Source organism: Pseudomonas sp. MWU12-2319 (assembly GCF_023242525.1).
GTDB classification, from domain to species: Bacteria; Pseudomonadota; Gammaproteobacteria; order Pseudomonadales; family Pseudomonadaceae; genus Aquipseudomonas; species Aquipseudomonas gingeri_D.
On sequence record NZ_JALJES010000014.1, the window covers coordinates 156,160 to 182,753 of the forward strand.

Here is a 26,594-nt window from a genome sequence, read left to right on the forward strand (position 1 = left end):
AGGCAATGATCATTTCACTTGACTAAGTTTCGATTCGAAGGTCTTATTGCCCATACTATCTTTCGAATCGAAACTTAAGTGACCATATCGAAACGCAACACTCCTCAACGTCGCCACAATATCCTGGCCATGCTCAATGACCAGGGCGAAGTCAGTGTGGATGAATTGGCCAGGCGCTTCGAAACCTCCGAGGTGACGATTCGCAAGGACCTCGCGGCCCTGGAAAGCCACGGCCTGTTGATGCGCCGCTATGGCGGTGCAATCACCATTCCCCACGAACTGTTCAGCGACCCGGCCCAGGCGATTTCCCGCTACAAGCAGGCAATTGCCCGAACTGCCGTGGGACGTATCCGTGAGCACGCGCGTATCATTATCGACAGCGGCAGCACCACCGCCGCGATGCTCCCGCAGCTGGGCCAGCAACCTGGCCTGGTGGTGATGACCAATTCCCTGCATGTCGCCCGTGCCCTCAGTGAACTGGAGCACGAGCCGGTGCTGCTGATGACCGGCGGCACCTGGGACCCGCATTCCGAGTCTTTCCAGGGCCAGGTCGCCGAGCGCGTCCTACGCTCCTACGACTTCGACCAACTGTTCATCGGCGCCGACGGCATCGATCTGGAGCGTGGCACCACCACCTTCCATGAACTGCTGGGGTTGAGCCGGGTGATGGCGGAAGTCGCCCGGGAAGTGGTGGTGATGGTCGAGTCCGACAAGATCGGCCGCAAGATTCCCAACCTGGAACTGCCCTGGAGCAGTATCCATACCCTTATTACCGATGATCGTTTGCCCAAAGAGGTACGCGAACAGATTCAGGCCCGTGGCATCACTGTCATTTGCGCGGTTGCCAGCCAGGAGAAATAGAGCATGTGTGGAATTGTCGGTGCAGTTGCTGAACGTAATATCACGGCCATCCTGGTCGAAGGCCTGAAGCGTCTGGAATACCGCGGCTACGACAGCGCCGGTGTCGCCGTTTTCAGCCATAACGGCACGCTGGAGCGCACCCGTCGCACCGGTAAGGTCAGCGAGTTGGAACAGGCCCTGGCCGGCGCTCCCCTGGCCGGTCGCCTGGGGATTGCCCACACCCGCTGGGCAACCCATGGCGCGCCGTGCGAACACAATGCCCACCCGCATTTCTCCGGCTCCGATATTGCCGTGGTACACAACGGCATCATCGAGAACCACGAAGCCTTGCGTGAACAGCTCAAGGGCCTGGGTTACGTCTTTACCTCGGAAACCGACACCGAAGTCATCGCCCACCTGCTGAACCACAAGTTCAAGGACCTGGGTGACCTGACCAAGGCCCTGAAAGCCACGGTCAAGGAACTGCATGGTGCCTACGGCCTGGCGGTGATCAACGCGCAGCAACCGGATCGCCTGCTGGCCGCCCGCAGTGGCAGCCCATTGGTGATCGGCCTGGGCCTGGGGGAAAACTTCCTCGCTTCCGACCAGTTGGCGTTGCGTCAGGTCACTGATCGTTTCATGTACCTGGAAGAGGGCGATATCGCCGAGATCCACCGCGACAGCGTGCAGATCTGGGACATTGATGGTCGTCAGGTCGAGCGCGAAGCCGTGCAGTACCGCGATGGCGCGGAAGCGGCCGAGAAGGGCGCGTTCCGCCACTTCATGCTCAAGGAAATCCACGAGCAACCGACCGTGGTCCAGCGCACCCTGGAAAACCGTCTCGGCCCGAACCAGGTCCTGGTACAGGCGTTCGGTCCCCAGGCGGCGGAGTTGTTCGCCAAAGTGCGCAATGTGCAGATCGTCGCCTGTGGCACCAGCTATCACGCCGGCATGGTTGCTCGGTACTGGCTCGAAGGTCTGGCGGGGATTCCGTGCCAGGTCGAAGTCGCCAGTGAGTTCCGCTACCGCAAGGTGGTAGTGCAGCCGGACACCTTGTTCGTTGCCATCTCCCAGTCCGGCGAAACCGCCGACACCCTGGCGGCCCTGCGCAATGCCAAGGAGCTGGGCTTCCTCGGCAGCCTGGCGATCTGCAACGTCAGCATCAGCTCGCTGGTGCGCGAATCGGACCTGACCCTGTTGACCCAGGCCGGTCGTGAAATCGGCGTGGCCTCGACCAAGGCTTTCACCACCCAACTGGTGAGCCTGCTGCTGCTGACCATGGCCCTGGGCCAGGTCCGTGGCACCTTGGCACCGGCTGTCGAAGCCGAACTGGTGGAAGAGCTGCGTCGCCTGCCGACTCGCCTGGGCGAGACCCTGGCCATGGACACCAAGGTCGAGAAAATCGCCGAGCTGTTCGCCGACAAGCACCACACCCTGTTCCTCGGCCGTGGCGCGCAGTACCCGGTGGCGATGGAAGGTTCGCTCAAGCTCAAGGAGATCTCCTATATCCATGCCGAAGCCTATCCGGCGGGTGAGCTGAAGCACGGGCCGTTGGCCCTGGTGGACAACGACATGCCGATCGTGACCGTGGCGCCGAACAACGAATTGTTGGAGAAGCTCAAATCCAACCTGCAGGAAGTGCGCGCTCGCGGTGGTCAACTGATCGTCTTTGCCGACGAACACGCCGGGATGGTCAATGGTGAAGGCACTCATGTCATCACCATGCCGCATATCCACGACACCCTGGCGCCGATCCTCTACACCATCCCGCTGCAGCTGCTGTCGTACTACGTGGCGGTGCTCAAGGGCACGGACGTCGACCAGCCGCGTAACCTGGCGAAGTCGGTGACGGTGGAGTAAGGCTGCGGGTTTGGCTGTTCTGTATAAAGCCGCCGATCAAGGCGGCTTTTTTTTCCCCGCGATTTATCACCACGTTGTTCTCGTTGAAGTGCGCGGCCTTTCTTCCGAGGTCTGACGGCCGACAGAAAAATTTTGCACGCTGCCAGGCAATACCTGCAGACTGCTCGAAGTGACGTGAATCATTCCGGGGAAGAATAAGATGGATCGGTTGGCTGCGATGGAAACCTTCGTCTACGTCGTGGAGACAGGTTCCTTTTCCGCGGCAGGCAGACGTCTGAACGTCGGACAGCCTGCTGTTTCAAAAAGCATCGCGCAGCTTGAAGAGCACCTGGGGGTTCGCTTGCTGACCCGTTCGACGCGAGGGTTATCTCCGACCGAGGCCGGCATGCTCTTTTTTGAACGGGCGAAGAAGGTCATCGAGGAGGCCAACGAAGCCGAATTCGCCGCGCGCGGGGCGGGTGCCGGATTGACCGGGACATTACGCATTTCCACGACGGTGACCTTCTCCAGATTGCATATTCTTCCCCATTTGGGGGGATTCCTGGAGATGCACCCTCTGCTTGACGTTGACGTGCTGCTTGACGATCGATCGGTGAACCTTGTTGAAGAGGGTATCGATATCGCCTTGCGCATGGGCAACCTCAGCGATTCGAGTTTGACGGCCAGAAGGATTGCCCGATGCCGACGGTTGGTAATGGCTACGCCCGGTTATTTCAAACGACGCGGTGTGCCCGAGTCGCCCGCGGATTTGGCGGACCATGAAGCGGTGATCTATTCCCTGGGCGGAGGGGGGGCCTCGTGGTTATTCAAAAAAGGCACGACCGAGGAGTCAGTCACCCTCAACGGCCGTGTACGAGTCACCGCTGCCGAGGGTATTCGGACAACGGTATTGTCAGGCTACGGCCTGACACTCTCCTCTGAGTGGATGTTCGCCCCTGAGCTGGCCAGCGGAGAGGTCGTGTCCGTTCTTCAGGACTGGGAGCTTCCCGAAATGGACCTTTGGGCCATCTTCCCGACCGGGCGCATGGCAAGTGCCAAGGCCCGTGCGTTTGTGGCCTATGTAGAACAGTTGATGGGAAACGTCAGCTCAGTGGCAGTCATCTGATCCAGGGCGATGCCGGTCTCAGACTTGAGCCATGCCACCGTCGACGCACAGGTCAATGCCCGCAACGAAACTGCTGTCGTCCGAGGCCAGGAACAGCGCGGCTGAAGCAATTTCTTCCGGGCGGCCAAGGCGCCCCAGCGGAACGGCTTTGGCGAACGATGCTTTCAACTGATCGACCTGCTCCAGGGTGGACGCCTGGCTTTCCATGATCGGCGTATCAACCGGGCCCGGGCTCAGGCTGTTGACCCGAATGCCACGGTCTTGCAGCTCCAGTGTCCAGGTCCGTGCGAACGAGCGGACGGCCGCTTTGGTCGCGCTGTAGGTGCCGTAGCCGGGAATGCCTTTGGTGGCGGCGATTGAAGCGGTCAGGATGATCGAGCCGCCATCACGTATCAAGGGAAGTGCTTTTTGTACGGTGAACAACAGGCCCTTGACGTTGATATCGAACGTCCCGTCATAGTGTTCGACGCTGATGTCATTGAGGTAGGTGGGGTCGACGATGCCCGAGTTGGCGACGAGCACGTCAATGCCGCCTTTCTCGCGTTCAACGACCTCGTAGAGTCGGTTTAAATCTTCGGAGCTGGAGACGTCGCCCTGCACGGCTGTCACGTTGCGACCGATCAATGCGACGGCCTTGTCCAATTCGGCTTGGCGCCGGCCGGTGATAAAGACATAAGCGCCTTCTTCAACGAAACGCCGGGCAGTCGCAAGACCGATGCCGCTGCTGCCACCGGTGATAACTGCAATCTTGCCTTGAAGCTTGTTCATGGTAATGCCCTCAGGAAGGTAGAACTGAGGGAGTGCCCAGGGTGGCCACTCGCCTCGTGGTGAGGGCCCAAGTGTCTGCTCCATGATTTAAACCGGGAACGCCGGTCACGGGCATAAAACCTATGCCGAATATGAATGAGCGCCTGCATCAAGGACACGGCGTCGCACAGTGCTTTGCAGCGTTTCGCGCACGCGGGAATACATCCAACTGGCCGCCTAGCCCTTCTCGGAAGGGTCACGGATGATCGTAAAAAACTTGCGAAAATTGCGCTGGAAACACTCAGTAAATTCGGATGAGTCCTACTCAAAGCAGGGCTGGAGGGCTATGGGGCGGCGTTGAGGATCAGTTGAAAATGGAGACTGAACAGCGTCGGCTCATACTTGTGAAACCGACTGAATCTGTAGAGCTTCAATCGGTGCAAGGGAACCTGTTGTGCGAGGAAAGTATTGGCCTGACCATCTGAAAGTTCTACACGTTGAGATTGAAGGTGTGTGTTGGCTGCTGGGTCACTTGCGGCCTCGCACTCAGACCCTGGTTATTCCCGCCGCAGAAGGACACCCTTCAGTCACCCTGACGTTGTATGTCGAATACAGCTCTCATTGTGTCAGCGCCGGCCCAAAGCAAAATCAGGTGATTGATTTTCATGCACTCGGATACGAGCGTCTGATCATTGATCATCGCAAGGTCCGTCGTGTGTTCCACGCTGGGCGGCATGCATTGTCTTTCTTGCTCCCGGACATCATTGCGTCCATCGCCGACCGCCGATGCTTCTTTACGGGACGAGAGAATTTTCTGACTTTGGAGCTTGGTAGCGTCGTAATGCCGGGCCAAACCACGGACATGCGCTATGAAATCTACTTCAATGTGCGCAAAGGGGAGGGCAAGAACACGCTCAAGCTGTTTATCGAAAGCGCTTATGTGCGGGACGAAGACGCTGACAACCGAGCAGTGAACTTCAAGAAGGCTGACAAGATCAGGGCTTGGAAATTGTTCCTGAACACAACGCGAGGGGCATCGATCAAAGCGGCGAGAAACAGTGCCTTGAGCATGAGGAAGAAAGGGCGGGTGTAGAAAAAGCAAACCCCCAATGAAGGGGGTTTCGCGGAAGCCCTTAGGGGGTTAACCCATCAACCGGCACGGCCGAGAACCAATGGCGGCATCTGAACACTTCAAACCTGAAAGGTCGAAGCTCCGTATATATCCAGACCTGTTTAGGCTAATGAAAAACGGTTGACCCGTCAACGTCGCATACCTCTGGACATTTGAACGCGTGCGGGCAACGCTGTCCGATCTCTTGATTCCGAGTGCAGGGGGCCTGGGCACTCGTTGTTTAATCCATTAGCGAAGGATAATTCAATGCCGTTTGTGACGATCGATGGACAACCGCTGCACTTCCTCGACCAGGGCGCGGGCGAGGTGGTGGTGCTGGGCTCCAGTTACCTGTGGGACAGCGGCATGTGGGCACCGCAGATCGCGGCACTCTCGCAACACTACCGAGTGATCGTGCCGGAACTCTGGGGCCATGGGCAGTCCGGACAGCTGCCGGAGAACACTCGTAGCCTCGACGATCTGGCGAATCAGGTGCTGGCCTTGCTGGATCACTTGGAAGTTCAGCGTTTCACCCTGGTCGGCCTGTCGGTCGGCGGAATGTGGGGCGCGCGCCTGGCCCTGGCGGCACCCGAGCGCGTCCGTGGCCTGGTGTTGATGGATACCTATGCCGGCGAAGAACCTGCACCGACCCAGCAATATTATTTCTCGATGCTGAAGATGATCGAGGACGCCGGCAGTATTCCGCCGCCTTTACTCGATGCAATCACGCCGATTTTCTTCAGGGCGGGTATCGATCCGCAACTGCCGTACTACCAGGCGTTTCGCGCGTCCCTGACGACCTATTCGAGCGAGCGCCTGCGCGACAGCATCGTCCCATTGGGACGGCTGATCTTCGGACGTGACGATCGTCTGGCCGAGCTGGCGACGCTGGATGCCAGCCGCACTCTGGTGATGTGCGGCGAGCAGGACAAGCCACGGCCACCGAGCGAGGCTCGGGAGATGGCCGAGTTGATCGGTTGCCAGTACATCGGGATACCGGAGGCCGGGCATATCTCCAGTATCGAGAACCCGACGTTCGTGAACGATGCGCTGTTGGCCTTCCTTTCGGACCTGCCGGCATAGTCACCGCGATCCGCAGTAGCAGCGAGTAAGCCAAGCCATGGACAGATTCCAGGAAATGCAGGTATTTATCGCCGTCGCCCAGGAGCAAGGCTTCGCGGCGGCGGCGCGACGCCTGAGTCTCTCGGCACCGAGCGTCACCCGGGCGGTGGCGGCGCTGGAAAAGCGGATTGGCGCCCAGTTGCTTGTACGCACCACGCGCAATGTGCATCTGACCGAACCGGGACAACGTTATCTGGAAGACTGCCGACGCATCCTCGCCGCTATGGAGGAAGCCGAAGCCTCGGCCGCGGACAGTCACGCCCGCCCCAGTGGTCAGCTGACCATGACCGCGCCGGTGCTGTTCGGTGAGTTGTATGTCACGCCGGTGATGGTGCGTTACCTGGAGCAGTATCCGGCGGTGGATATCAATGCACTGCTGCTGGATCGCGTGGTGCCCATGGTCGAGGACGGGATCGATGTCGCGGTGCGGATCGGCGAGTTACCCGACAGTGGTTATCACGCCGTCAGGGTAGGGCAGGTCCGCCGCGTGGTTTGCGGTTCACCGGGCTATCTGGCCAAACAGGGTCGTCCCCAACATCCGGACGAGTTGCGTCAGGCGCAGATCGTCATGGCCGCCTCGGCTTCGCAGGTCAGGAGTTGGCAATTCCTCGAGGGCGACAAACCCTTGAGCATTCGCCTGGAACCACGATTGGCACTGACGGCGAATCGGGCGGCGATCCACGCGGCCTGCCTGGGCCTTGGCCTGACCCGGGTGCTGTCTTATCAAGTCGCCGACAAGCTGGCGGCCGGTGAGCTGGAAATCGTACTGGAAGATTTCGAGTTTCCGCCGCTGCCGATCCATGTGGTGTATCAAGGAGGCCGCACGGTCTCCGTACGGGTGCGCAGCTTTGTCGACTTTATGGTCGCGGCCTTGCGTGAACATCCGAACCTGAAAGGTGGGTGAGTATTTCAGTTTTTGAAAGAATGGATTGCCGTTTCTGGTGATTCTGTTGTTTTCGCTGAAGGAGCAAGATCGCTCCATCAGCGCGAACCATCCCGGGTTGCGCTTCTGCCCCTGTGGAGTCCCGCCATGTCCCAGCCCCCTATCAAGCTCTACAACTTTTCCCGTTCCGGCCATGCCCATCGTGCCGAACTGATGTTGTCCCTGCTCGGCCTGCCGGTGGAACTGATTCATGTGGACCTGCCCAGCGGTGCCCATAAGACCCCGGAATACCTGGCCCTGAATGCCTTCGGCCAGGTGCCGGTCATTGATGATCAAGGCCTGGTCCTCGCTGACTCCGCAGCGATTCTGGTGTACCTGGCGCTCAAGTATGGGCAAGGCCGCTGGTTGCCTACCGACCCGGTTGGCGCCGCCCATGTGCAACGCTGGCTGTCGGTAGCGGCGGGGCCGATTGCCTTCGGTCCGGCCCGGGCCAGGTTGATCACGGTCTTCGGTGCACCCTTTGACGCCGAGGACGCGATCAGTCGTTCCCATGCCTTGCTCAAGGTCGTCGAGCATGAACTGAACCAGTCGTCCTATCTGGTGGGTGACACACCGACCATCGCCGATGTCGCCGGCTACAGCTATATCGCCCATGCGCCGGAAGGCAATGTCTCGCTGGCGGACTACCCCAATGTACGGGCCTGGTTGGCGCGGATCGAAGCCTTGCCGGGCTTTGTGCCGATGCCGCGTACCGTCGCCGGATTGCAGACCGCCTGAGATCGATGAAACCTCCCGTCCACTTCGGCCGGGAGGGTTTCCCGTGGAGAAGTCGCGATGAATACATCCAGCGCATCACCCTGGCACGTCGGTGAACTGCAGATGCAGACTCAGGTCGGTGTCGCCGAACGGATGGCTGAACTCGGTCCGAGGGTGATCCGTGACTACATGCCGGACCAGCATCGTGACTTTTATCGCCAGTTGCCGTTCCTGCTGTTCGGTACTGTCGATGATCAGGGCAATCCCTGGGCCAGCCTGTTTGAGGGCGAGCCGGGCTTTGCCTTTTCTCCCGATCCCAGGTTGTTGCAGGTGGCGAGTTTTCCACAGGTTGCGGACCCGACCTATTCAGCCCTGCGAGCCGGCGCGGCCATCGGCTTGCTGGGAATGGAGCTGCATACCCGGCGACGCAACCGTATCAATGGGCGTGTGGCGGCGCTGACTGGAAAAACCCTGAGCGTGTCTGTGGAACATGCCTTCGGTAACTGTCCGCAGTACATCCAGTTGCGTCAGTTCGAACGGGTGCCCGCGCCGGACCCGGCCACGCAAGTGGTTCATCGCTCGCAAGGCCTGGACGCCGAGGCCGTGGCAATGATCCATGCCGCCGATACGTTCTTTGTCGCCAGTTATGTGGATATCGACGGCGCTCGCTCGGTGGATGTCTCCCATCGCGGCGGGCAAAGCGGCTTTGTCCGGGTCGAGGGCGACTGCCTGACCATCCCGGACTTCGCCGGTAACCTGCACTTCAACACCTTGGGCAATCTGCTGATCAATCCCCATGCGGGCCTGTTGTTTATCGATTTCAATACGGGTGACCTGCTGCAGCTCAGTGGGCGCACCGAAGTTATCCTCGACGGACCGCTGGTGAAAGCCTTTCAGGGCGCCGAGCGTTTGTGGACGTTCCACGTGGAACATTGTGTGCGGCGTCCAGCGGCTTCGACCTTGCGCTGGAAGTTCGAAGGCTTTTCACCCAACAGCCTGATGACCGGCAATTGGGATCAGGCGGCTGCGCGCTTGCAAGCCGAAGCACTGGGCAACGCTTGGCGGCCTTTGCGGATCAGCCGGATTGTCGAGGAAAGCAGCAACATTCGTTCGCTGTACCTGGAACCGACGGACGGGGCGGGGTTGCCGGTGTTTCAGGCCGGGCAGCATCTGCCGCTGCGTTTCGATCTGGGCGGGCAGACGCAGATTCGTACCTACAGCCTGTCGGGCGCTCCTTCGGACGCGTTCTGCCGAATCAGCGTCAAACGCGACGGGCGGGTGTCGTCTCATGTGCACGACCAGCTCAAGGTCGGTGATGTGCTTGAGGCGCGCGCGCCGCAGGGCCATTTCACGGTGGCGACCCATGAGCAGCGTCCGCTGGTATTACTGGCGGCAGGGGTGGGGATTACACCCCTGTTATCGATGTTGCGGGAGGTGGTGTATCAGGGCAAGCGTACCCGGCGGATGCGGCCCACGGTTTTGCTCCACAGTGCCCGGTCGTTGGCGGAGCTGCCGTTTCGGGCCGAGCTGGATGAACTGATGGAACGTGCGGGCGATACGGTTCAGGTGGTGCGTCTGCTGAGTCAACCGGAGCCTGAGGCAGTGCCGGGTGAGGATTACCATCTGCAAGGCCGACTCGATGTCGAGGTGTTGAAGGCCGTTCTGATGGTCGACGACTATGATTCGGTGGATTTTGTCCTGTGCGGCCCGGGTGGTTTTACCCAGGGGCTGTACGATCAACTGCGGGATATGGATATCCGCGATGAGCGTATTCATGCGGAGACTTTTGGCCCGTCGACGTTGCACCGTCGCCAGGACCCGGGTGTACCGCAAATCGAGCAGCCGCCGGCGGCTACGCAGTCGGTGCCGGTGGTGTTCTATCGTTCGGGCAAGGAGGCACGCTGGCAGCCGGAAGGTGAGAGCCTGCTGGTCTTGGCGGAAAGCCGCGGCTTGCAGCCGGAGTTCAGTTGCCGGGGAGGGTCCTGTGGAACCTGTAGCACGCGCTTGATCAGCGGGCAGGTACATTATCCACAGCCGCCCGCGGAGTTGCCGGGCGAGGGGCAGGTGCTGATTTGTTGCGCGATTCCGGCGCAAAGCACGGAACCGCTGGTGTTGGATCTGTAACGGCTTTCAGCGCCGCAGGCTGGTATCGATCTGGCTCATCCGACTGCGCAAGGTAAACACTCCATCCCCGGAGAGGATCGCCCCACGGGCAAACAAGCGCCCGTTCTCCCAGTTCGAAAGCCCCAGTTCCGGCTTGTTCAGCGCGTATTGGCCATCGACCCAACGGGTGAAACCATCGCCGACAAAGGGCGCATTGATGCTGTTGTAGAAGTAATCGTGGGCGCCACGGTCGGCGCTGATCAGCGATACGGTGAACTGCGGGCTGTAGCGATTGAACAGGGCAATCGCCTGATCCAGGTCGTCGACGATTTTCAGGCTGACTTCCGGCGTCTCTTCCCACTCCCATTCGCGGCCCAGCTGCTCTTCGGGCAATGACTCGGTTTGTGCTTCTTCCTCATACCCTTCGGCACGCTGGACCTGCACCCGCGCGTGCAACCACTCGGCCGGCAGCACGCTTTCATCGCCGCTGACGATATGCAGCTTGCACCGCTGGCCGCGCGCTTCGCCGGCAGCCTTCAGCGCCTCAAGGAACAACGGCACCAGCTCGGCTGCGCGCTGGCGATGAATCACACAGACATTAAGCGTGTTGCAGACCTTGCGATCCAGGGAGTTGCGCACCACTTCGGCAAAGCGCTTGGCGTCCGCGTCCTGATGGGCCACCAGCCAGGCGCCGCCGGTGCCGTGCAGACTGACCACGGTGCCGGCCTGCTGGGCGATTCCGCCAAGCTGCTTTACGGCATGGCCCGAACCCCGGGCCACCGCCAGGGACAGGCGGCGGTCGGCGAACATCGCCCAGCCTGCTGCCCGATCGCTGCTTTCCACCAGGGACACCGCACCCGCCGGCAAACCGGCTTCGTGCAGCGCCGGATTGAGTGCATGGCGAACAATCGCCTGGGCCGTGCCGAGGGCGTCGCTGCCGATCCGCAGCACGGCGGTATTACCCGTACGCAGAACGCCGGCAGCATCGGCAAACACATTCGGCCGACCTTCAAAGACAAATGCCACCACGCCCAGGGGCGCGACGACTTGCTCAACCTTCCAACCTTCATGTTCCACGGACTCACGGACCCGACCGCGAATCAGCGGCGCATCACGCCAGGCCCGTAGCCCGGCAATCATGTCGCGACGCATGGCCTCGCTTGCCAGCAGACGGGTGGTGGAGCGCCCACGGGCCTTGGCCTGGGCGATATCGGCCTGGTTCGCGGCCTCGATCAATGCCCAGGAAACCGGTGCTTCCAGATGTTGGGCAAACAGGTCGAAGAACTGGCTGATGGCCTCGTCCGAGACTTGGGCCAGTGCGGTGAACGCAGTTTGTGCAGTGTCGATGGCCTGGGTCGCGATCTGTTGCACGGCATGGGGAATCAGCAGCAGTTCGCCGCTGGCCTGGTCCACCAGCAGATGATCGCCCGGCTGGAAACGCTCGGCCAATTCCGGCGGCACCGGGGAAACCCGGTTACCCGCGTAGAGAATTGGCGTGCCGGCGATAAGACGATCGAGCGTGCTGGTCATGGTTGGAACACTTGTCCGTGGGAGTAGGAGGCAAAATGTATAAGAAAAACGCCGTCGGCTCACCTGCTAACGGTGTTTCTTTTGCACAACGGCCTCAGGCTTGCTGGATAAACGCCAATCGGACGGCAAAACCGATCAACAGGCCGCCGAACAGCCATTGCTGCAGGCGTTGAGCCCGTGGGCTCTTATCGAGCCATTGGCCGATCCAGGCACCGGCCAGGGCGTAACAGCTATCGAATAGCAGCCCGACCGCCACCAGGGTTACGCCGAGTCCGAGGAACTGCGCGGCCACCGGGCCGGCATGGGCGTCGATAAATTGCGGCAGCAGCACCGAACAGAACAGCAACGCCTTGGGGTTCAGCAGATTGGTGAGCAGTCCTTGTTGCAGGGCGCCGCGCCAGCTCAAGGTTTGTTGGGTACCCTGGTGATCCGCGTTCAGCAACGCCAGCGACCCGGGCCGCAGCATGCGCAGGCCGATCCACAACAGATAGGCGGCACCTGCCAGGCGTACGATATCGAAGGTCCACGGCGCTGCCTTGAACAGCGCCGCGAGGCCCAGGGCCGCCAGCGCCACATGGCAGGCGCGGGCGATGCCCAGGCCGAGGGCGGTGGTCAGGGCCTGGCTGCGGCCATGGCGGGCGCCGGTTTGCAGCAGGAGGATCATGTCGGGGCCGGGAAGCAGATAAACCATCGCCAGTGCGAACAGGTAGAGGAGCATCGTGCTGTTTCTCCAAGAAGGGATAACCGGAGAAAATTCTATGTCGGAAGGCCAGGGCAGGTGCTTGCGTATTCAACCCGTGAAAGGCTTAGACTTGGTACTTTCTGCCAATACAGTCGAAGCGGGTAGTCGGATATGCCAAAAATAAAACTCGATGCCTACGACCGTAAAATCCTCGCGGCTTTGCAACGGGACGGGCGCCTGAGCAATGTCGAATTGGCCGCCGAAATCGGCCTCTCGGCGTCACCGTGCCTGCGTCGGGTGCGCATGCTTGAAGAGGCAGGGGTGATTCGCGGCTATCAGGTGAACCTGGACCGCGATGAAGTCGGGCTGGGGTTGACGGTGTTCGTCGGGGTCAAGGTCGAGCGGCACCACGAGGCCGAAGCCGAGGCGTTTCGCCTGGCGGTCATGGCCTTGCCACAGGTGATCTCGGCGTTCCTGGTGTCCGGCGAGTCGGACTTCCTGCTGCAAGTGGTGGTGCCCGACCTGCGGGCGTATGAACGCTTCCTCAATGGTCAACTGCTGCGCCTGCCCGGTGTACGTGATATCCGCAGCAACTTTGCGATCCAGGCGGTGAAGGCGCCCGGACCGCTGCCGTTGGATCATCTGCCCGACTGACTCAGATCTGCGTGGCCAGGCCTTCGACGTTCATCGCCGCCTGGCGCAGGGCTTCCGAGCGGGTCGGGTGCGGATGGCAGGTGAGGGCGATATCTTCGGCCGAGGCGGAAAACTCCATGGCCACGCAGTATTCGCCGATCATCTCGCTGACACTCGGGCCCACCAGATGCACGCCAAGGATCTCATCGGTGTGCTCGTCGGCCAGGACCTTGGCGAAACCCTCGGTCTCGTGGTTGATCTTGGCCCGGCTATTGGCGCTGAAGGGGAATTTTCCGACCTTGTAGGCGCGGCCCTCGGCCTTGAGCTGTTCTTCGGTCTTGCCGACACTGGCCAGTTCCGGCCGGGTGTAGATCACACTGGGGATCAGCGCGTAATTGACCTCGCCGGCCTTGCCGACGATCTGCTCGATGCAGGCCATGGCCTCGTCTTCGGCCTTGTGGGCGAGCATCGGGCCACTGGTGACGTCGCCAATCACCCAGACACCCGGGGCTTCGGTGCGGTGGCCCTGGTTGGTCAGCATGCCGCGCTTGTCGGTGGACAGCCCCACGTTTTCCAGCCCAAGCCCTTGGGTGAAGGGGCGACGGCCGATGGCCACCAGCACGTAATCGGCCTCGATCAACTGCGCTTCGCCAGCGGCCGCCGGTTCCACGCGCAACTGTACGCCGGTCGCGGAGCGGGTGGCGCTGGTGACCTTGGCGCCGAGCAGGAAGTTGATGCCTTGTTTGCTCAACGAGCGCTGCAAGGTCTTGCCGGCTTCCAGGTCGACGCCGGGGCAGATCCGGTCCAGGTATTCCACCACCGTGACCTGGCTACCGAGCCGCCGCCACACCGAGCCCAGTTCCAGGCCGATAACCCCGGCGCCGATCACCACCAGATGTTTGGGCACCTCCGGCAACGACAGCGCGCCGGTGGAGTCGAGGATGCGTTGGTTGTCGATTTCGACACCCGGCAGCGGCATCGGCTCGGAGCCGGTGGCGATCACGATATCCTTGGCCTGTAAGGTGGTTTCACTGCCGTCGGCGGTACTGACCAGCACCTTGCCAGGGCCGGCGATCCGCCCCCAGCCCTTGATCCACTCGACCTTGTTCTTGCGAAACAGGTATTCGATGCCCTGGGTCAGCCCGGCCACGCTCTGGTCTTTCTGTTTCATCATCTGCGCGAGGTTGAGGCTGGGCGTGACCTCGATCCCGAGGTTGGCGAACTCGCTGCCCACGGCCGCCTCATAGAGCTCGGACGCGTGGAGCAGGGCCTTGGACGGCATGCAGCCGACATTCAGGCAGGTTCCGCCGAGGGTCGTGCGGCCCTCCACGCAGGCGACCTTCAAACCCAGCTGGCCGGCGCGAATGGCGGCGTTGTAGCCCCCGGGTCCGCCTCCGATGATGACGACGTCGTAGCTGCTCATGACTGTTCTCCTGGGAGACACCGCGTTGAGGAAGAAGGACAAAGGCAGGTGTCATAAAATATTATGATCATAATATTGTCCTTGTACGCAACTTTGGTCAAGGCATCACCTGGAGGGCTTGCTGCCGCCGGTTCGAGCCGGATCTTCCAGAAAGGTGGTGTAGGGGTACGTCGACTCGGCGTGAAAATTGATCCTCCGGCCGCGGACGGTGGTCAGTTGCGAGTCGGCCTTTATGCAAAGTGTCTGACCGCTTTTGAAGGTGAGCCGGTGAATCTGTTGATTGTCTTCGCGGCTGATCTCATGACTGATCAAGTCCAGCAGGTTGCTCAGGCCCAGGGGCGAACCGGGTTGATTGATGGTCAGGCAACTGGAAGTCTCTGCGCTCGGAATCGTCCCCAGCGGGCGTTGAAAATAATGGTATTCACTCAAGGTGTGGCTCATGGCGGCTCCGTCGCTCAAGTGTGCGCGCCGAGTGTTGGGCATGTTATTAGTCGGCAGCGCGCACAAAGGGTGTCAAGTGTTTTAAGGGTGAGGCATATAGTTATAAGTTATCTGGCCTCGTGGCGTTGGTGAGCGTACGAGGGTCAATAAGGGTTTTGGGTATCGAGCCGTCTATTCAAGGGGTTAGGCGTGGCGCGGAACCCTTGGCGAACGCTTTTCAATACGGAAAGTTACGAATTTTTTAATGAACCGATAGAGGTATTTAAAGTCAGAAGGATGTTAGTCATTGCCAGGATACCAATCAAGTCACGCAGATGTTGAATTTTGTTACACGAGTAGCCGGTTAACCGGTGGTAATTTTTCTGGTTGTTTCGAACAGTGGGATTGCAGATAAATTAATGTCAGTGTTTTCCGTGTTATTGGGTTAATTGATATACGGGTTACACTGTTCGGGTAATGCTTTAATTATTACTTGTTAGGGAGTTTCTGTTATGTAGTAACGCAATACTTCTGCAGGTCATCCCTGGCAGGAGCGGCCGGTCGATGAGGGCGTCGAGGATTATTTTCAAAAAAATTTGCAAGGGGCTGTAACGGCTGGCGGCGACCGCTCTCTACTGCCATGTCGAGACTGAACATTCCGTTCGGACCGATACCCCTAACGCATTTTCGAGGATAAAAACCATGTCGATCAAAACCGCCGCTGCTGGTGCTGCACTCGCTCTCGCCGCCGCCACTATGTTTGCAGGTGTCGTCACCCAGGCGTCGGCTGCCGATGCCCAGGTTCACTGCTATGGTGTCAACGCCTGCAAAGGCCAGAACGACTGCAAGACCAGGGAGAACGCTTGCAAAGGTCAGGGCTCCTGCAAAGGCCACGGCTTCAAGGCCATGACCAAGTCGGCCTGTGAAAAAGCCGGTGGCAAAATCGGCGAATAAACGACGCCCGAGTGCTCCCGCAGCGGTCGGCCCCTGACGCCGCTGCGGACACTTCAGCGAGGAGTCCAGTATGTCCGTTTCCCGTCCCTGCCTGGGTTATGGCCTGGGTTTGCGCAGTCACTATCACCAGGAAATCCTCGAGCAGTTGCCCGCGGTGGACTGGTTCGAGATCGTTTCCGAGAATTACCTGGTCCAGGGCGGCAAGGCGCTGTACTACCTGGATGCCATCGCCGAGCGCTATCCGCTGGTGATGCATGGCGTGTCGCTGTCCATCGGCGGGCCCCATGAGCTGGATATGAACTACCTCAAACAACTCAAGCAGTTGGCCGGGCGGGTCAATCCCGCGTGGATTTCCGACCATCTGTGCTGGAGCCGCGGCAACGCCCATCAGTTGCATGATCTGCTGCCGCTGCCCTACACCGAAGAAAGCCTGTACTACGTCGCGGCCCGGGTCCGTCAGGTGCAGGACGTGCTGCAGCAGCCGCTGGTGCTGGAGAATGTCTCCAGTTATGTGCGAGCTGCTTCCGATGAATTTTCCGAGTGGGAGTTTCTCGAAGCCCTCAGTCGCCTGAGCGACTGCGAGCTGTTGCTGGACGTGAACAATGTCTATGTCAGCGGGCGCAATCACGGTTTCGATCCCTGGACTTTTATCCACAGCCTGCCAGCAGGCAAGATCCGCCAATTGCACCTGGCCGGGCATGAGGACTATGGCGACTACGTGATCGATACCCATGATCATCCGGTCTGCGATCCGGTCTGGGAGCTCTATCAGCGGACCCTCGAACACCTGGGACCGGTGGCGACCCTGCTGGAGCGCGACGATCATTTCCCGCCACTGGGTGAACTGGTGGACGAGCTGGACAAGGCCCGTGAGTTGGGCGCTACCGCCCTGGCCCGGAGGTCGTTATGCGCCTGAATGACTGGCAGCTGGCTTTTGAACGTTACCTGCTCGGGGAAAACGCCGTGGCCAGTGACGCCTTGGGCGCCAGCCTGATCGGCGGGCCGAGCCTGGATGTCGAAACCGGCCTGGCGATTTACCACAACGCTTACCGCGCCCGTTTGCAGGAAACCCTGCGCGGCGACTTTCCCACGGTGTGGAACTGGCTGGGTGACGAGGAGTTCGATGCGCTGACCGCAGCCTATCTGCGCGAATGCCCATCGTCCCATTACAGCCTGCGCTGGCTCGGTGCCGGCTTCGAGGCGTTTGCCCTGCGTCATCTGGTGCCGGAGCAGAGCGCGCCCCTGGCGGAGCTGATTCGCCTGGAGTGGGCCTTTACCCTGGCCTTCGATGCCGTGCCGGGCGAGCCCCTGACCCTGGCGGCCATGGCCGGCCTGCCGGCCGAGGCCTGGCCGTCGTTGCAACTGGAGTTGCTGCCCAGCGTGCAATGGCTCAGTGGTCGGTTCAACAGCCTGGCGATGTGGCGGGCGGTGAAGGCCGAAACGGAGTTTCCCGACAGCCTCGAACTGGAACAACCCCAGGTCTGCCTGGTCTGGCGTGCCGACCTGGTCTGCCACTATCGCAGCCTGGAACCGGCGGAAGTTCAGGCCTTGGACGGCATGGTGAATGCCGGTTGGAGTTTCGCCGAATTGTGCGCCGAGCTGGCGGCCAGCCTGGGAGAGGGGGCGCCTTTGCAGGCGGTCAGCTGGCTCAAGCAATGGGTGAGCGACGGCCTGGTTGCTCAACGCCACAGGCTTTGACGCTGCCATTCTTCCCGTGAAACGGTGTCGGGCAAAACCCATAGTTCGAGTCTATTATCTCGATAGGCTGACAGATCCCGTGAATGCGCTACCCTTAATTCAGACGTCTGAAACAAGGGGGATAACTCATGCTCGCGCAACTTCCACCGGCCTTACAGAATCTTCAGCTACCGCTTCGCCTGAGACTCTGGGACGGCCACGAAATCAATCTCGGGCCGACGCCCAGTGTCACCATCGTTGTGAAGGACCCACAACTGGTCGCGCAATTCACCCATCCCACGCTGGATTTGCTGGGCAGCGCCTTCGTTGAAGGCAAGCTGGAACTCGAAGGACCGATCAGCGAAGTCGTGCGGGTCTGCGACGAGTTGAGCCAGGCGCTGCTGGAGGATGAAGGGGACAACCCGCCGCCGCGCCTGGCCCACGACAAGGCCACCGACGCCGCTTCCATCTCCTACCACTACGACCTCTCCAACGCCTTCTACCAGCTCTGGCTGGACCGCGAGATGGTCTATTCCTGCGCCTACTTCGAAAGCGCCGACGCGACCCTCGAAGAAGCCCAGCAAGCCAAGTTCCGCCACCTGTGCCGCAAGCTGCGCCTGCAACCGGGCGAGTACCTGCTGGATGTCGGCTGCGGTTGGGGCGGGCTGGCGCGTTATGCGGCGCGGGAGTTCGGGGTCAAGGTGTTCGGGATCACCCTGAGCAAGGAACAGCTGGCATTGGCGAGGGAGCGGGTGGCCGCCGAAGGTCTGCAGGACAAGGTCGACCTGCAACTGCTCGATTACCGTGACCTGCCCCAGGACGGTCGCTTCGACAAGGTGGTCAGCGTCGGTATGTTCGAGCATGTCGGCCACGCCAACCTCAAGCAGTACTGCGAGGTCCTGTTCGGTGCCGTGCGCGAAGGCGGCCTGGTGATGAACCATGGCATTACCGCCAAGCACACCGACGGACGTCCGGTGGGACGAGGTGCCGGCGACTTTATCGATCGTTATGTGTTCCCCAACGGTGAGTTGCCACATCTGTCGATGATCTCTGCTGAAATCAGCGAGGTCGGTCTGGAAGTGGTCGACGTGGAGAGCCTGCGCCTGCACTACGCGCGGACCCTGGAGCAGTGGAGCCAGCGTCTGGAAAACAATCTGGAGGCGGCGGGGCGCGAGGTGCCGGAACGCGCCCTGCGGATCTGGCGGCTGTACCTGGCCGGTTGCGCCTACGCCTTTGAAAAGGGTTGGATCAACCTGCACCAGATCCTGGCGGTAAAAGCCTTCTCCGACGGCAGCCACAACCTGCCCTGGACCCGCGACGATCTTTATCGCTGACCCCCCGCGCAGGCGCGGCCTTGGGCGGCGCCTGCGCCGAGGTTCCTCTCTAGAGGATCGGCGAGATCAAGCGTGCGACCCGCATGCCGAGCTGTTGCAGGCGATGGGTTTTGCGGCTTTCGTCCTTGGCCACTTCATGGGCCAGGGCAAAGTCCTGCTCGAGCATCTGTTCCACTTTCCGGGCGAAGGCTTCGTCCACGGTCAGTAACATCACTTCGAAATTCAGCCGGAACGAGCGGTTGTCCAGGTTCGCACTGCCGATGGCGCTGATTTCGTTGTCCACCAGCACCACCTTCTGATGCAGGAAACCGGGGCGGTAGCGGAACACCCGCACGCCGGCGCGCACGGCTTCGAAAGCGTAGAGGCTGGAGGCGGCGTAGACGATGCGGTGGTCCGGGCGTGACGGCAGCAGCAGGCGCACATCCACGCCGCGCAGCACCGCCAGGCGCAAGGCGGCGAACACCGCTTCGTCGGGGATGAAGTAGGGGCTGGTGATCCAGACCCGTTCCCGGGCCGCATGAATGGCTTCGACGAAGAACAGCGAACAGGTCTCCACCGGGTCGGCCGGGCCGCTGGCGAGCAACTGGCAGAGCACACCGTCGTCCGGGTAGGACTCCGGCAGGATCAGCGGCGGGAGTTTGCGCGAGGCCCAGAACCAGTCTTCGGCGAATGACTCCTGCAAGCAGGCAACCACCGGTCCGCTCACCTGCACATGGGTGTCGCGCCAGGGCGACAGCGGTGGTTTGGCTCCCAGGTACTCGTCGCCGACGTTATGCCCGCCAACAAAACCGACCAGCCCGTCGACCACCACCACCTTGCGATGATTGCGGAAATTCACCTGGAAGCGGTTCAACCAACCGCTGCGGGTGGCGAACGCGCGGATCTGCACACCGCCCTCGCGCAGGGCCTCGACGTAGGTGTGGGGCAGGGCATGGCTGCCGATACGGTCGTAGAGCACGTAGACCGCCACCCCTTCGGCGGCCTTTTCCAGGAGCTTTTTCTGCAACCGTCGGCCGAGCTGGTCGTCATGGATAATGAAAAATTGCACCAGCACCGCTTCGTGGGCCTGGTCGATGGCCTGGAAAATCGCCTCGAAGGTTGCGTCGCCATTGATCAGCAACTGCACCTGGTTGTTCGCCAGGCATGGCATGCGCCCCAGTTTCGGCATCGCCCGCAGCGAGGCATAGGCCTGGGAACTGCGGGCGGCCAGGGCCTCTTCGACCCAGGGGCGCCAGTTCAGGTCGGCGATGGCCTTGCGCATTTCCACGTTGGCCTGGCGCCGGGCCTTGATGTAGGCGTCGAAGCTGCTGCGGCCGAAGACCAGGTAGGGAATCAGCGTCAGGTACGGGATGAACATCAGTGACAGGGCCCAGGCAATCGCGCCCTGGGCGGTGCGCACGGTCAATACGGCATGGATGGCGGCGATCAGGCCAAGGGAATGGATCAGGGCAATCAGGTAGGCGAAAAGGTGTGGGCCAAAAAAATCCATGGGCGCTCCTGCTCAGGCGTCTTCAATCTCTAACAGACCATGTTCCGGGGTTATTGTCGCTATTTAATTCTTGACGCAACCCTCGCATGATTCTGACGTCCAACATGGACCCCATTCTCTAGGAGCTACTTGATGAACCTTCGTCTGCCGGGCCTGGCCCTTGTCCTTGGCTCAATGATTCCCGTTGCCCAGGCGCAGGTGCTGCAACCGGGCTTGTGGGAGCTGACCTCCAGCAATGTGCAGGTCGAGAACCAACAGCTGGATGTCGGCATGCTGATGGGTATGCTGAAACAGAACACCACCCCGGAGCAGCGCGCGGCGCTGGAGAAGCAGGGGGTCAACCTGGGCGGTGAGGGCGTGCGAGTGTGCCTGACGCCGCAACAGGTGGCGTCCGAGTCGATTCCGCTGACCGATCCGCAATCGGGTTGCCAGCAGCAGGTCACCGAACGCAACGGCCCGGATTGGAAATTCCGTTTCAGCTGTCCGAAGGCCCAGGGCAGCGGCGTGGCGCATTTTGTCAGTGACCGCGAGTTCAGCACCAAGGTCAGCGGGACTTTCAATGCCACCGGCATCCAGCAGAACGGCAGCATGGAAACCCGGGCGGTGTGGATGGGGCAGGATTGCGGGCCGGTGAAACCGCGTACCTGATGAGGAGCGCAGGGCTCGTTTAATTGTGGGAGCGGAGCTTGCCCGCGAAGCTTTTGGCGGTTTTGAGGGCCCCTTCGCGGGCAAGCTCCGCTCCCACACAAGTTCTGCTTCTACAGTGACGTGGTGTTTATGAGGTCAATCGCTGGAACGCCGTCTCCAGGCTCATGACCCCCAGGTCTTCACCCTGCCGACTGCGCAGGCTGACCTGCCCGGCGGCCTTTTCCTTCTCGCCCACCACCAGCAGGTACGGCACTTTCTGCAGGCTGTGCTCGCGGATCTTGTAGCCGACCTTCTCGTTGCGCAGGTCCGCGCTGGCCCTCAGGCCGCGGATCTTCAAACCCTCGGCGACATCCCGGGCATATTCGGCCTGGCCCTCGCTGATGTTCAGCACCACCGCCTGCAACGGCGCCAGCCAGACCGGCAGCGCGCCGCTGTAATGCTCGATCAGAATGCCGATAAATCGCTCCAGTGAACCGAACAGCGCCCGGTGCAGCATCACCGGCCGTTGGCGCTCGCCACTTTCGCTGATATAGCCAATGTCGAAGCGTTCCGGCAGGTTGAGATCGACCTGCAAGGTGCCGCACTGCCAGTCGCGACCGATGGCATCACGCAGCACGAACTCCAGCTTCGGCCCATAGAACGCTCCTTCGCCGGGATTGATCCGGTATTCGATGCCCATCTGCCCGAGGGCACCGATCAGCGCGCCTTCCAACTGGTCCCAGGTGTCGTCGCTGCCGATCCGGTTGGCCGGGCGCGTGGAGAGCTTCACCACGATATCGTCGAAGCCGAACTCGCTGTAGATATCGAACACCAGGGCAATCGCCGTCTCGCATTCGGCCTGCATCTGTGCCGGGGTGCAGAAAATATGGGCATCGTCCTGGGTGAAGTGGCGCACCCGCAACAGCCCGTGCAAGGCCCCGGACGGTTCGTAGCGATGGACCTTGCCGAACTCGGCGATGCGTAGCGGCAGGTCGCGATAGCTCTTGAGCCCGTGGCCGAAGATCGACACCGCGCCGGGGCAGTTCATCGGCTTGAGGGCGAACACCCGCTCATCCTCGGTGGTGGTGGTGAACATATGGTCGCGGTAGTTCTGCCAATGCCCGGAGGTTTCCCACAGTCCGCGATCCATTACATCCGGAGTGTTCACCTCGATATAGCCGGCCTGTTCCTGGCGCTTGCGCATATAGCCGATCAGTTGCTGGAACAGGGTCCAGCCCTTGGCGTGCCAGAACACCGAGCCCGGCGCGCAGTCATCGAAATGGAACAGGTCCAGTTGCGCACCGAGCTTGCGATGGTCGCGTTTGCCGGCCTCTTCGAGACGGGTGAGGTAGGCCGTGAGGTCCTTGGCATTGGCCCAGCAGGTGCCGTAGATCCGTTGCAGCGGCGCGTTGTTGGCGTCGCCGCGCCAGTAGGCGCCCGCCACCTTGGTCAGCTTGAAGGCTTGCAACAGGCCGGTCGACGGCACATGGGGACCGCGACACAGGTCTTCGAAATCGTCCTGGCGATACAGCGACAGCACTTCACCGTCCGGGATGGAGCGTATCAGCTCGGCCTTGTAGTGTTCGCCGCGCGCTTCGAAGCAGGCGATGGCTTCATCGCGCGGCAACTCACGGCGGCGCACCGAATGATTGGTTGCGGCCAGGGCCTGCATGCGCGCTTCGATCAGTTCCAGGTCCTTGGGCGTGAAGGCGCGCTCATAGGCGAAATCGTAGAAGAAGCCGTCTTCGATCACCGGCCCGATGGTGACCTGGGCCGAGGGGTACAACTGTTTCACCGCCATGGCCAGCAAGTGCGCGCAGGAGTGCCGCAGAATCTCCAGTCCCTCGGTGTCCCGTGGGGTGACGATGCTCACGGCCGCGTCCTGTTCGATCAAGGTGCCGCAGTCCACCAGGACGCCGTCGACCCGACCGGCCACAGCCGCCTTGGCCAGGCCGCTGCCGATGCTGGCGGCCACTTCGAACACCGTCAGCGGTTGGTCGTACTCGCGTTGCGAGCCGTCGGGGAGGGTAATGCGGATCATCGGTGCTGTCCTTGGTCGGTCGGGCGCTGGAACGGATTAACGGAGAAAGCGCAGGGGCTGGCCCTGGCAGGTGTCGTGGATTTTCCCGGCATGCCAGGCCACCTGGCCGGACACCACCGTGGTGCTGACCCAATGGCGAAAGCGCCGCTCGACGAAGGGCGTCCAACCACATTGCGAGAGGAGCGGCTCGGCGCTCACCGGCCGCGACAGCGGTTCACGGTTTATCAGCACCAGGTCGGCCCAGTAGCCTTCGCGCAGGTAGCCGCGGTCGGGAATGGCGAACAGGTCGGCGACCCGATGGCTGGTCTTTTCCACCAGGGTGGTCAACGGCAGGACCCGCGCGGCCACCAGCTCCATCAGGGCCGGCAGCGCATGCTGGACCAGCGGCAATCCGGACGGTGCCTCGCTGTAGGGCCGTTGTTTTTCTTCCCAGGTATGCGGCGCGTGATCGCTGCCGATCACATCCAGGCGGTTGCTCAGCAAGGCTTCGCGCAGGGCATCGCGATCCGACTGGTGCTTGATGGCCGGATTGCATTTGATCAGGTTGCCCAGGCGCGGATAGTCGCGGTCGTCGAACAGCAAGTGATGCAGGCAGACCTCGGCGCTGATGTGTTTTTCACTCAGCGGCTTGTTCTCGAACAGCGAAAGTTCGCGCTCGGTGGTCAGGTGCAGGACGTGCAGGCGCGTGCCATGGCGTCGGGCCAGGTCCACCGCCATTGACGAGGAGCGATAGCAGGCCTCGGCATTGCGGATCAACGGGTGCGCGTCGGCGGGAATGGCAGCGCCGAACAGCTCCCGCAGGTTTTCCTCGCGGGCCTTGATGGTCGGCGTGTGTTCGCAGTGGGCGAGGAGGATCGTCGGCACTTCGGCGAACAGTCTCTCCAGCACTCGCGGATCGTCCACCAGCATATTGCCGGTGGACGCGCCCATGAACACCTTGACCCCGGCCACGCAGGTCGGATCAAGGGCGGCGATGGTGTCGAGGTTGTCGTTGCTGACCCCGAAGTGAAAGCCATAGTTGGCCACCGAGTGCTGTGCGGCCTTGCGTTGCTTGTCGGCCAGGGCTTCGAGGGTCAGGGTCGCCGGCTGGGTGTTGGGCATGTCCATATAGCTGGTGATGCCGCCGACCACCGCTGCCCGCGACTCGCTGTAGAGACTGCCCTTGGCCGGCGCGCCGGGATCGCGGAAATGCACCTGGTCGTCGATCATCCCTGGGAGCAGCCATTGGCCCGCGGCGTCGATTTCCAGGTCGGCGCTGGCGTTGTGGATCTGGGTGGCGAGGGTCTCGATCCGGCCATTGATGACCCGGATATCGGCGTCGAATTCACGCCCCTCGTTCACCACGCGGGCGTTGCGGATCAGCAGGCTGCTCATGTTCAGAACTCGTTTTGCAGGGCCTTGTAGCCGCGCACCAGATCAACGTTGGTCCGTGCCACGTCTTCGGAAAACTCCGAGGCGCTGACGCTTACCGGCGGGAATTGCGACAGGTCGGTGCCCGGGCCGATGCGGGTGGTGGAGGGCACGTAGAAGTCCGGCGGCAGGTCGCGACCGTCCACCACCGAGTTGTGCCGGACCACGCTGCCGTCACCCACCACGCAGTTGAACAGCACGCTGTTGAAGCCGATAAACACCCGGTCGCCGACGGTGCAGGGACCATGGACGATGGAGCGGTGGGCGATGGAGGTGAACTCGCCGATGGTCACCGCCGCGCCGGATTTGGAGTGGATCACCACGCCGTCCTGGATATTCGAATTGGCGCCGATGACGATGGGGTCCATCTCGCCTTGGGCGTTGACTTCGTCGGCGCGGATCACCGCGTAGGGGCCGACAAAGACGTTTTCACCGATCACCACCTTGCCGCAGATGATTGCCGTCTTGTCCACGTAAGCGGACTCGGCGATCACGGGCAGGTGGCCGGAAGGATTCTTGCGGATCATGAAGCGTTCTCCTGAGGGGCGCTGATGACGTGCACCTCGCCGTCACGAATCGCGTTGTAGAAACAATTGGGACGCCCGGTGTGGCAGGCCGGGCCTTGCTGGTCGACCCTCAGCAGCACCGCGTCGCCATCGCAATCCAGGCGTGCCTCGATCAGGTACTGGCGGTGCCCGGAGGTTTCGCCCTTGCGCCACAGGCGCTGGCGTGAGCGCGACCAGTAGCAGACCTGGCGGCTCTCGAGGGTTTCGCCGAGGGCCTGGCGGTTCATCCAGGCCAGCATCAGCACTTCGCCGCTGTCGTGTTGCTGGGTGATGGCGGCGATCAGTCCGTCCTCGTTCCACGGCAGTGCATCGAGCACCGCCGCGAGAGGCCAGCGGCTACCCAGGGCGGCGCTCTCCAGATCGAGCATCGACAGGGGCGGCCGCGCGGTCATTTGCTCAGTGCCGCGTGCAGGGTGTTCATGTTGTATTCGAACAGGCCGGTAAAGGTGCTGGCCGGACCTTCGGCGGCGAGGGCGTCGGAATACAGGGTGCCGCCGATCTGCGCGCCGCTTTCGTCGGCAATCTGCTGCAGCAGGCGGGCGTCCTTGATGTTTTCCATGAACACGGCCTTGACCTTGTCCTTGCGGATCTGGGTGATCAGCGCGGCAACTTCGGCGGCGGACGGCTCACGTTCGGTGGACAGGCCCTGTGGCGCCATGAACTGGATGCCGTAGGCCTGGCCCAGGTAACCGAAGGCGTCATGGGAGGTGACGATGCGACGGTTGCCGGCCGGCAGGTTGCCGAGCTTGACCTTGGCTTCGGCCAACAGGCCGTGGATCACTTTCAGGTAGGCCTGGCTGTTGCGGGTGTAGTCGTCCTTGTTCGCCGGGTCGACCTTGATCAGTGCCTTGGTGATGTTGTTCACATAGATTTCGGCGTTGGCCAGGTTGTGCCAGGCGTGCGGGTCGGGAATGGTTTCGCCGTCGTCGACCATGGTGTGGGAGATCACGCCCTTGCTGGCGGTGACCACCGGTGCCTTGGTCTCGGTGCTGGTCACCAGGCGGTCGAGCCACGGCTCGAAGCCCAGGCCGTTCTTGACGATCAGCTTGGCGTTGAGCAGGGCCTTGGCGTCATCCGGCGTCGGTTCGTAGGTGTGGGCATCGGCGTCCGGGCCGACCATGCCGATGACCGCGATATGGTCGCCGCCGATCTGCTGGGTGATATCTCGCAGAATACTGAAGCTGGCGACCACCGGGAGTTTGTCCGCGGCCTGGGCGGTGGACAGGTTCAGTGACAAGGCCAGCACGGAGCTGAACAGCACGAGTAAAGCGCGCATCGGAT

General features: G+C 61.5%; 25 protein-coding genes. 14 read left to right on the top strand and 11 right to left on the bottom strand.

Annotated elements, in window-relative coordinates:
• Window positions 1–84: 84 nt before the first annotated feature.
• The 3 genes from M5C01_RS22505 to M5C01_RS22515 all read left to right on the top strand — a co-directional run bounded on the left by M5C01_RS22505 (window position 85) and on the right by M5C01_RS22515 (window position 3,805).
• Window positions 85–861: a DeoR family transcriptional regulator gene (locus M5C01_RS22505; protein ID WP_103497205.1), complete on the top strand. Its 777-nt coding sequence runs from the start codon at window positions 85–87 to the stop codon at window positions 859–861.
• A gap of 3 nt (window positions 862–864) precedes the next feature.
• On the top strand, window positions 865–2,700 hold the full coding sequence (gene glmS, locus M5C01_RS22510; RefSeq protein WP_152736582.1) for a glutamine--fructose-6-phosphate transaminase (isomerizing): 1,836 nt from the start codon (window positions 865–867) through the stop codon (window positions 2,698–2,700).
• Window positions 2,701–2,899: 199 nt separating this feature from the next.
• Window positions 2,900–3,805 (top strand): LysR family transcriptional regulator, encoded by a 906-nt coding sequence (locus M5C01_RS22515; protein ID WP_152736583.1) that lies wholly within the window; start codon window positions 2,900–2,902, stop codon window positions 3,803–3,805.
• A gap of 18 nt (window positions 3,806–3,823) precedes the next feature.
• On the opposite strand, the gene M5C01_RS22520 is transcribed toward M5C01_RS22515, so the two are convergent.
• Complete coding sequence (locus tag M5C01_RS22520) at window positions 3,824–4,573, bottom strand: glucose 1-dehydrogenase (protein ID WP_152736584.1); 750 nt, start codon at window positions 4,571–4,573, stop codon at window positions 3,824–3,826.
• A gap of 433 nt (window positions 4,574–5,006) precedes the next feature.
• Between M5C01_RS22520 and M5C01_RS22525 the strand changes: the two genes are divergently transcribed.
• The 5 genes from M5C01_RS22525 (at window position 5,007) to M5C01_RS22545 (ending at window position 10,548) form a co-directional block, all read left to right on the top strand.
• Complete coding sequence (locus M5C01_RS22525; RefSeq protein ID WP_178129698.1) at window positions 5,007–5,645, top strand: hypothetical protein; 639 nt, start codon at window positions 5,007–5,009, stop codon at window positions 5,643–5,645.
• Between the two features lie 285 nt (window positions 5,646–5,930).
• Window positions 5,931–6,746 (top strand): alpha/beta fold hydrolase, encoded by an 816-nt coding sequence (locus M5C01_RS22530; protein ID WP_152736585.1) that lies wholly within the window; start codon window positions 5,931–5,933, stop codon window positions 6,744–6,746.
• A 37-nt stretch (window positions 6,747–6,783) separates the two neighbouring features.
• Window positions 6,784–7,689, top strand: coding sequence for a LysR family transcriptional regulator (locus M5C01_RS22535; protein ID WP_152736586.1), 906 nt, complete (start codon window positions 6,784–6,786; stop codon window positions 7,687–7,689).
• Between the two features lie 126 nt (window positions 7,690–7,815).
• A complete protein-coding gene (locus M5C01_RS22540; RefSeq protein WP_152736587.1) occupies window positions 7,816–8,445 on the top strand; it encodes a glutathione S-transferase in 630 nt (209 codons plus the stop codon).
• Window positions 8,446–8,502: 57 nt separating this feature from the next.
• Window positions 8,503–10,548: a pyridoxamine 5'-phosphate oxidase family protein gene (locus tag M5C01_RS22545; RefSeq protein WP_152736588.1), complete on the top strand. Its 2,046-nt coding sequence runs from the start codon at window positions 8,503–8,505 to the stop codon at window positions 10,546–10,548.
• A gap of 6 nt (window positions 10,549–10,554) precedes the next feature.
• Here the strand turns inward: M5C01_RS22545 and M5C01_RS22550 are convergent, their stop codons facing one another.
• Both M5C01_RS22550 and M5C01_RS22555 read right to left on the bottom strand, forming a co-directional pair.
• Window positions 10,555–12,057 (bottom strand): aldehyde dehydrogenase family protein, encoded by a 1,503-nt coding sequence (locus M5C01_RS22550; protein WP_152736589.1) that lies wholly within the window; start codon window positions 12,055–12,057, stop codon window positions 10,555–10,557.
• 94 nt (window positions 12,058–12,151) lie between these two features.
• Window positions 12,152–12,775 (bottom strand): LysE family translocator, encoded by a 624-nt coding sequence (locus M5C01_RS22555; RefSeq protein WP_103497150.1) that lies wholly within the window; start codon window positions 12,773–12,775, stop codon window positions 12,152–12,154.
• A 144-nt stretch (window positions 12,776–12,919) separates the two neighbouring features.
• On the opposite strand from M5C01_RS22555, the gene M5C01_RS22560 reads away from it, so the two are divergent.
• Entirely contained in the window at window positions 12,920–13,393 is a 474-nt protein-coding gene (locus M5C01_RS22560) for an Lrp/AsnC family transcriptional regulator (protein WP_178129708.1), read from the top strand.
• A 1-nt stretch (window position 13,394) separates the two neighbouring features.
• On the opposite strand, the gene lpdA is transcribed toward M5C01_RS22560, so the two are convergent.
• Both lpdA and M5C01_RS22570 read right to left on the bottom strand, forming a co-directional pair.
• Window positions 13,395–14,795, bottom strand: a complete 1,401-nt coding sequence (lpdA, locus tag M5C01_RS22565; protein ID WP_152736591.1) for a dihydrolipoyl dehydrogenase — start codon at window positions 14,793–14,795, stop codon at window positions 13,395–13,397.
• A gap of 105 nt (window positions 14,796–14,900) precedes the next feature.
• Complete coding sequence (locus tag M5C01_RS22570; RefSeq protein WP_152736592.1) at window positions 14,901–15,236, bottom strand: hypothetical protein; 336 nt, start codon at window positions 15,234–15,236, stop codon at window positions 14,901–14,903.
• A gap of 681 nt (window positions 15,237–15,917) precedes the next feature.
• On the opposite strand from M5C01_RS22570, the gene M5C01_RS22575 reads away from it, so the two are divergent.
• From M5C01_RS22575 to cfaB, 4 genes are all read left to right on the top strand, one after another.
• A complete protein-coding gene (locus tag M5C01_RS22575; protein WP_152736593.1) occupies window positions 15,918–16,169 on the top strand; it encodes a hypothetical protein in 252 nt (83 codons plus the stop codon).
• A 70-nt stretch (window positions 16,170–16,239) separates the two neighbouring features.
• Window positions 16,240–17,085, top strand: a complete 846-nt coding sequence (locus tag M5C01_RS22580) for a DUF692 domain-containing protein (protein ID WP_103497146.1) — start codon at window positions 16,240–16,242, stop codon at window positions 17,083–17,085.
• The gene (locus M5C01_RS22585) at window positions 17,076–17,867 is read left to right on the top strand and encodes a DNA-binding domain-containing protein (protein ID WP_152736594.1); all 792 of its coding nucleotides are present in this window, start codon (window positions 17,076–17,078) and stop codon (window positions 17,865–17,867) included. The genes M5C01_RS22580 and M5C01_RS22585 overlap by 10 nt, the downstream gene beginning before the upstream one ends.
• Window positions 17,868–17,995: 128 nt before the next feature.
• On the top strand, window positions 17,996–19,180 hold the full coding sequence (gene cfaB, locus M5C01_RS22590; RefSeq protein WP_152736595.1) for a C17 cyclopropane fatty acid synthase CfaB: 1,185 nt from the start codon (window positions 17,996–17,998) through the stop codon (window positions 19,178–19,180).
• A 49-nt stretch (window positions 19,181–19,229) separates the two neighbouring features.
• Here cfaB and cls read toward each other — a convergent pair whose 3' ends face one another.
• Window positions 19,230–20,669: a cardiolipin synthase gene (cls, locus tag M5C01_RS22595; RefSeq protein ID WP_152736596.1), complete on the bottom strand. Its 1,440-nt coding sequence runs from the start codon at window positions 20,667–20,669 to the stop codon at window positions 19,230–19,232.
• 132 nt (window positions 20,670–20,801) lie between these two features.
• On the opposite strand from cls, the gene M5C01_RS22600 reads away from it, so the two are divergent.
• Window positions 20,802–21,317, top strand: coding sequence for a DUF3617 domain-containing protein (locus M5C01_RS22600; RefSeq protein WP_152736597.1), 516 nt, complete (start codon window positions 20,802–20,804; stop codon window positions 21,315–21,317).
• 127 nt (window positions 21,318–21,444) lie between these two features.
• Here the strand turns inward: M5C01_RS22600 and thrS are convergent, their stop codons facing one another.
• From thrS to M5C01_RS22625, 5 genes are read right to left on the bottom strand one after another with little or no spacing between them, the layout of a single operon-like run.
• Window positions 21,445–23,337 (bottom strand): threonine--tRNA ligase, encoded by a 1,893-nt coding sequence (gene thrS, locus M5C01_RS22605; protein WP_152736598.1) that lies wholly within the window; start codon window positions 23,335–23,337, stop codon window positions 21,445–21,447.
• Window positions 23,338–23,373: 36 nt separating this feature from the next.
• On the bottom strand, window positions 23,374–24,711 hold the full coding sequence (locus tag M5C01_RS22610; RefSeq protein WP_152736599.1) for a dihydroorotase: 1,338 nt from the start codon (window positions 24,709–24,711) through the stop codon (window positions 23,374–23,376).
• Window positions 24,712–24,713: 2 nt separating this feature from the next.
• Window positions 24,714–25,274: a carbonate dehydratase gene (locus M5C01_RS22615; RefSeq protein ID WP_103497138.1), complete on the bottom strand. Its 561-nt coding sequence runs from the start codon at window positions 25,272–25,274 to the stop codon at window positions 24,714–24,716.
• Window positions 25,271–25,705 (bottom strand): phosphoribosyl-AMP cyclohydrolase, encoded by a 435-nt coding sequence (gene hisI / locus M5C01_RS22620; RefSeq protein WP_152736600.1) that lies wholly within the window; start codon window positions 25,703–25,705, stop codon window positions 25,271–25,273. Before hisI ends, M5C01_RS22615 begins: the two co-directional genes overlap by 4 nt.
• Window positions 25,702–26,589: a metal ABC transporter substrate-binding protein gene (locus M5C01_RS22625; protein ID WP_152736601.1), complete on the bottom strand. Its 888-nt coding sequence runs from the start codon at window positions 26,587–26,589 to the stop codon at window positions 25,702–25,704. Before M5C01_RS22625 ends, hisI begins: the two co-directional genes overlap by 4 nt.
• Window positions 26,590–26,594: the final 5 nt, after the last annotated feature.

Coding starts and splice junctions, on each gene's coding strand:
- glmS (WP_152736582.1), top strand. CDS start 865: ATGTGTGGAATTGTCGGTGCAGTTGCTGAACGTAATATCACGGCCATC.
- M5C01_RS22515 (WP_152736583.1), top strand. CDS start 2,900: ATGGATCGGTTGGCTGCGATGGAAACCTTCGTCTACGTCGTGGAGACA.
- M5C01_RS22520 (WP_152736584.1), bottom strand. CDS start 4,573: ATGAACAAGCTTCAAGGCAAGATTGCAGTTATCACCGGTGGCAGCAGC.
- M5C01_RS22530 (WP_152736585.1), top strand. CDS start 5,931: ATGCCGTTTGTGACGATCGATGGACAACCGCTGCACTTCCTCGACCAG.
- M5C01_RS22535 (WP_152736586.1), top strand. CDS start 6,784: ATGGACAGATTCCAGGAAATGCAGGTATTTATCGCCGTCGCCCAGGAG.
- M5C01_RS22540 (WP_152736587.1), top strand. CDS start 7,816: ATGTCCCAGCCCCCTATCAAGCTCTACAACTTTTCCCGTTCCGGCCAT.
- M5C01_RS22545 (WP_152736588.1), top strand. CDS start 8,503: ATGAATACATCCAGCGCATCACCCTGGCACGTCGGTGAACTGCAGATG.
- M5C01_RS22550 (WP_152736589.1), bottom strand. CDS start 12,057: ATGACCAGCACGCTCGATCGTCTTATCGCCGGCACGCCAATTCTCTAC.
- M5C01_RS22555 (WP_103497150.1), bottom strand. CDS start 12,775: ATGCTCCTCTACCTGTTCGCACTGGCGATGGTTTATCTGCTTCCCGGC.
- lpdA (WP_152736591.1), bottom strand. CDS start 14,795: ATGAGCAGCTACGACGTCGTCATCATCGGAGGCGGACCCGGGGGCTAC.
- M5C01_RS22570 (WP_152736592.1), bottom strand. CDS start 15,236: ATGAGCCACACCTTGAGTGAATACCATTATTTTCAACGCCCGCTGGGG.
- M5C01_RS22575 (WP_152736593.1), top strand. CDS start 15,918: ATGTCGATCAAAACCGCCGCTGCTGGTGCTGCACTCGCTCTCGCCGCC.
- M5C01_RS22580 (WP_103497146.1), top strand. CDS start 16,240: ATGTCCGTTTCCCGTCCCTGCCTGGGTTATGGCCTGGGTTTGCGCAGT.
- M5C01_RS22585 (WP_152736594.1), top strand. CDS start 17,076: ATGCGCCTGAATGACTGGCAGCTGGCTTTTGAACGTTACCTGCTCGGG.
- cfaB (WP_152736595.1), top strand. CDS start 17,996: ATGCTCGCGCAACTTCCACCGGCCTTACAGAATCTTCAGCTACCGCTT.
- cls (WP_152736596.1), bottom strand. CDS start 20,669: ATGGATTTTTTTGGCCCACACCTTTTCGCCTACCTGATTGCCCTGATC.
- M5C01_RS22600 (WP_152736597.1), top strand. CDS start 20,802: ATGAACCTTCGTCTGCCGGGCCTGGCCCTTGTCCTTGGCTCAATGATT.
- thrS (WP_152736598.1), bottom strand. CDS start 23,337: ATGATCCGCATTACCCTCCCCGACGGCTCGCAACGCGAGTACGACCAA.
- M5C01_RS22610 (WP_152736599.1), bottom strand. CDS start 24,711: ATGAGCAGCCTGCTGATCCGCAACGCCCGCGTGGTGAACGAGGGGCGT.
- M5C01_RS22615 (WP_103497138.1), bottom strand. CDS start 25,274: ATGATCCGCAAGAATCCTTCCGGCCACCTGCCCGTGATCGCCGAGTCC.
- hisI (WP_152736600.1), bottom strand. CDS start 25,705: ATGACCGCGCGGCCGCCCCTGTCGATGCTCGATCTGGAGAGCGCCGCC.
- M5C01_RS22625 (WP_152736601.1), bottom strand. CDS start 26,589: ATGCGCGCTTTACTCGTGCTGTTCAGCTCCGTGCTGGCCTTGTCACTG.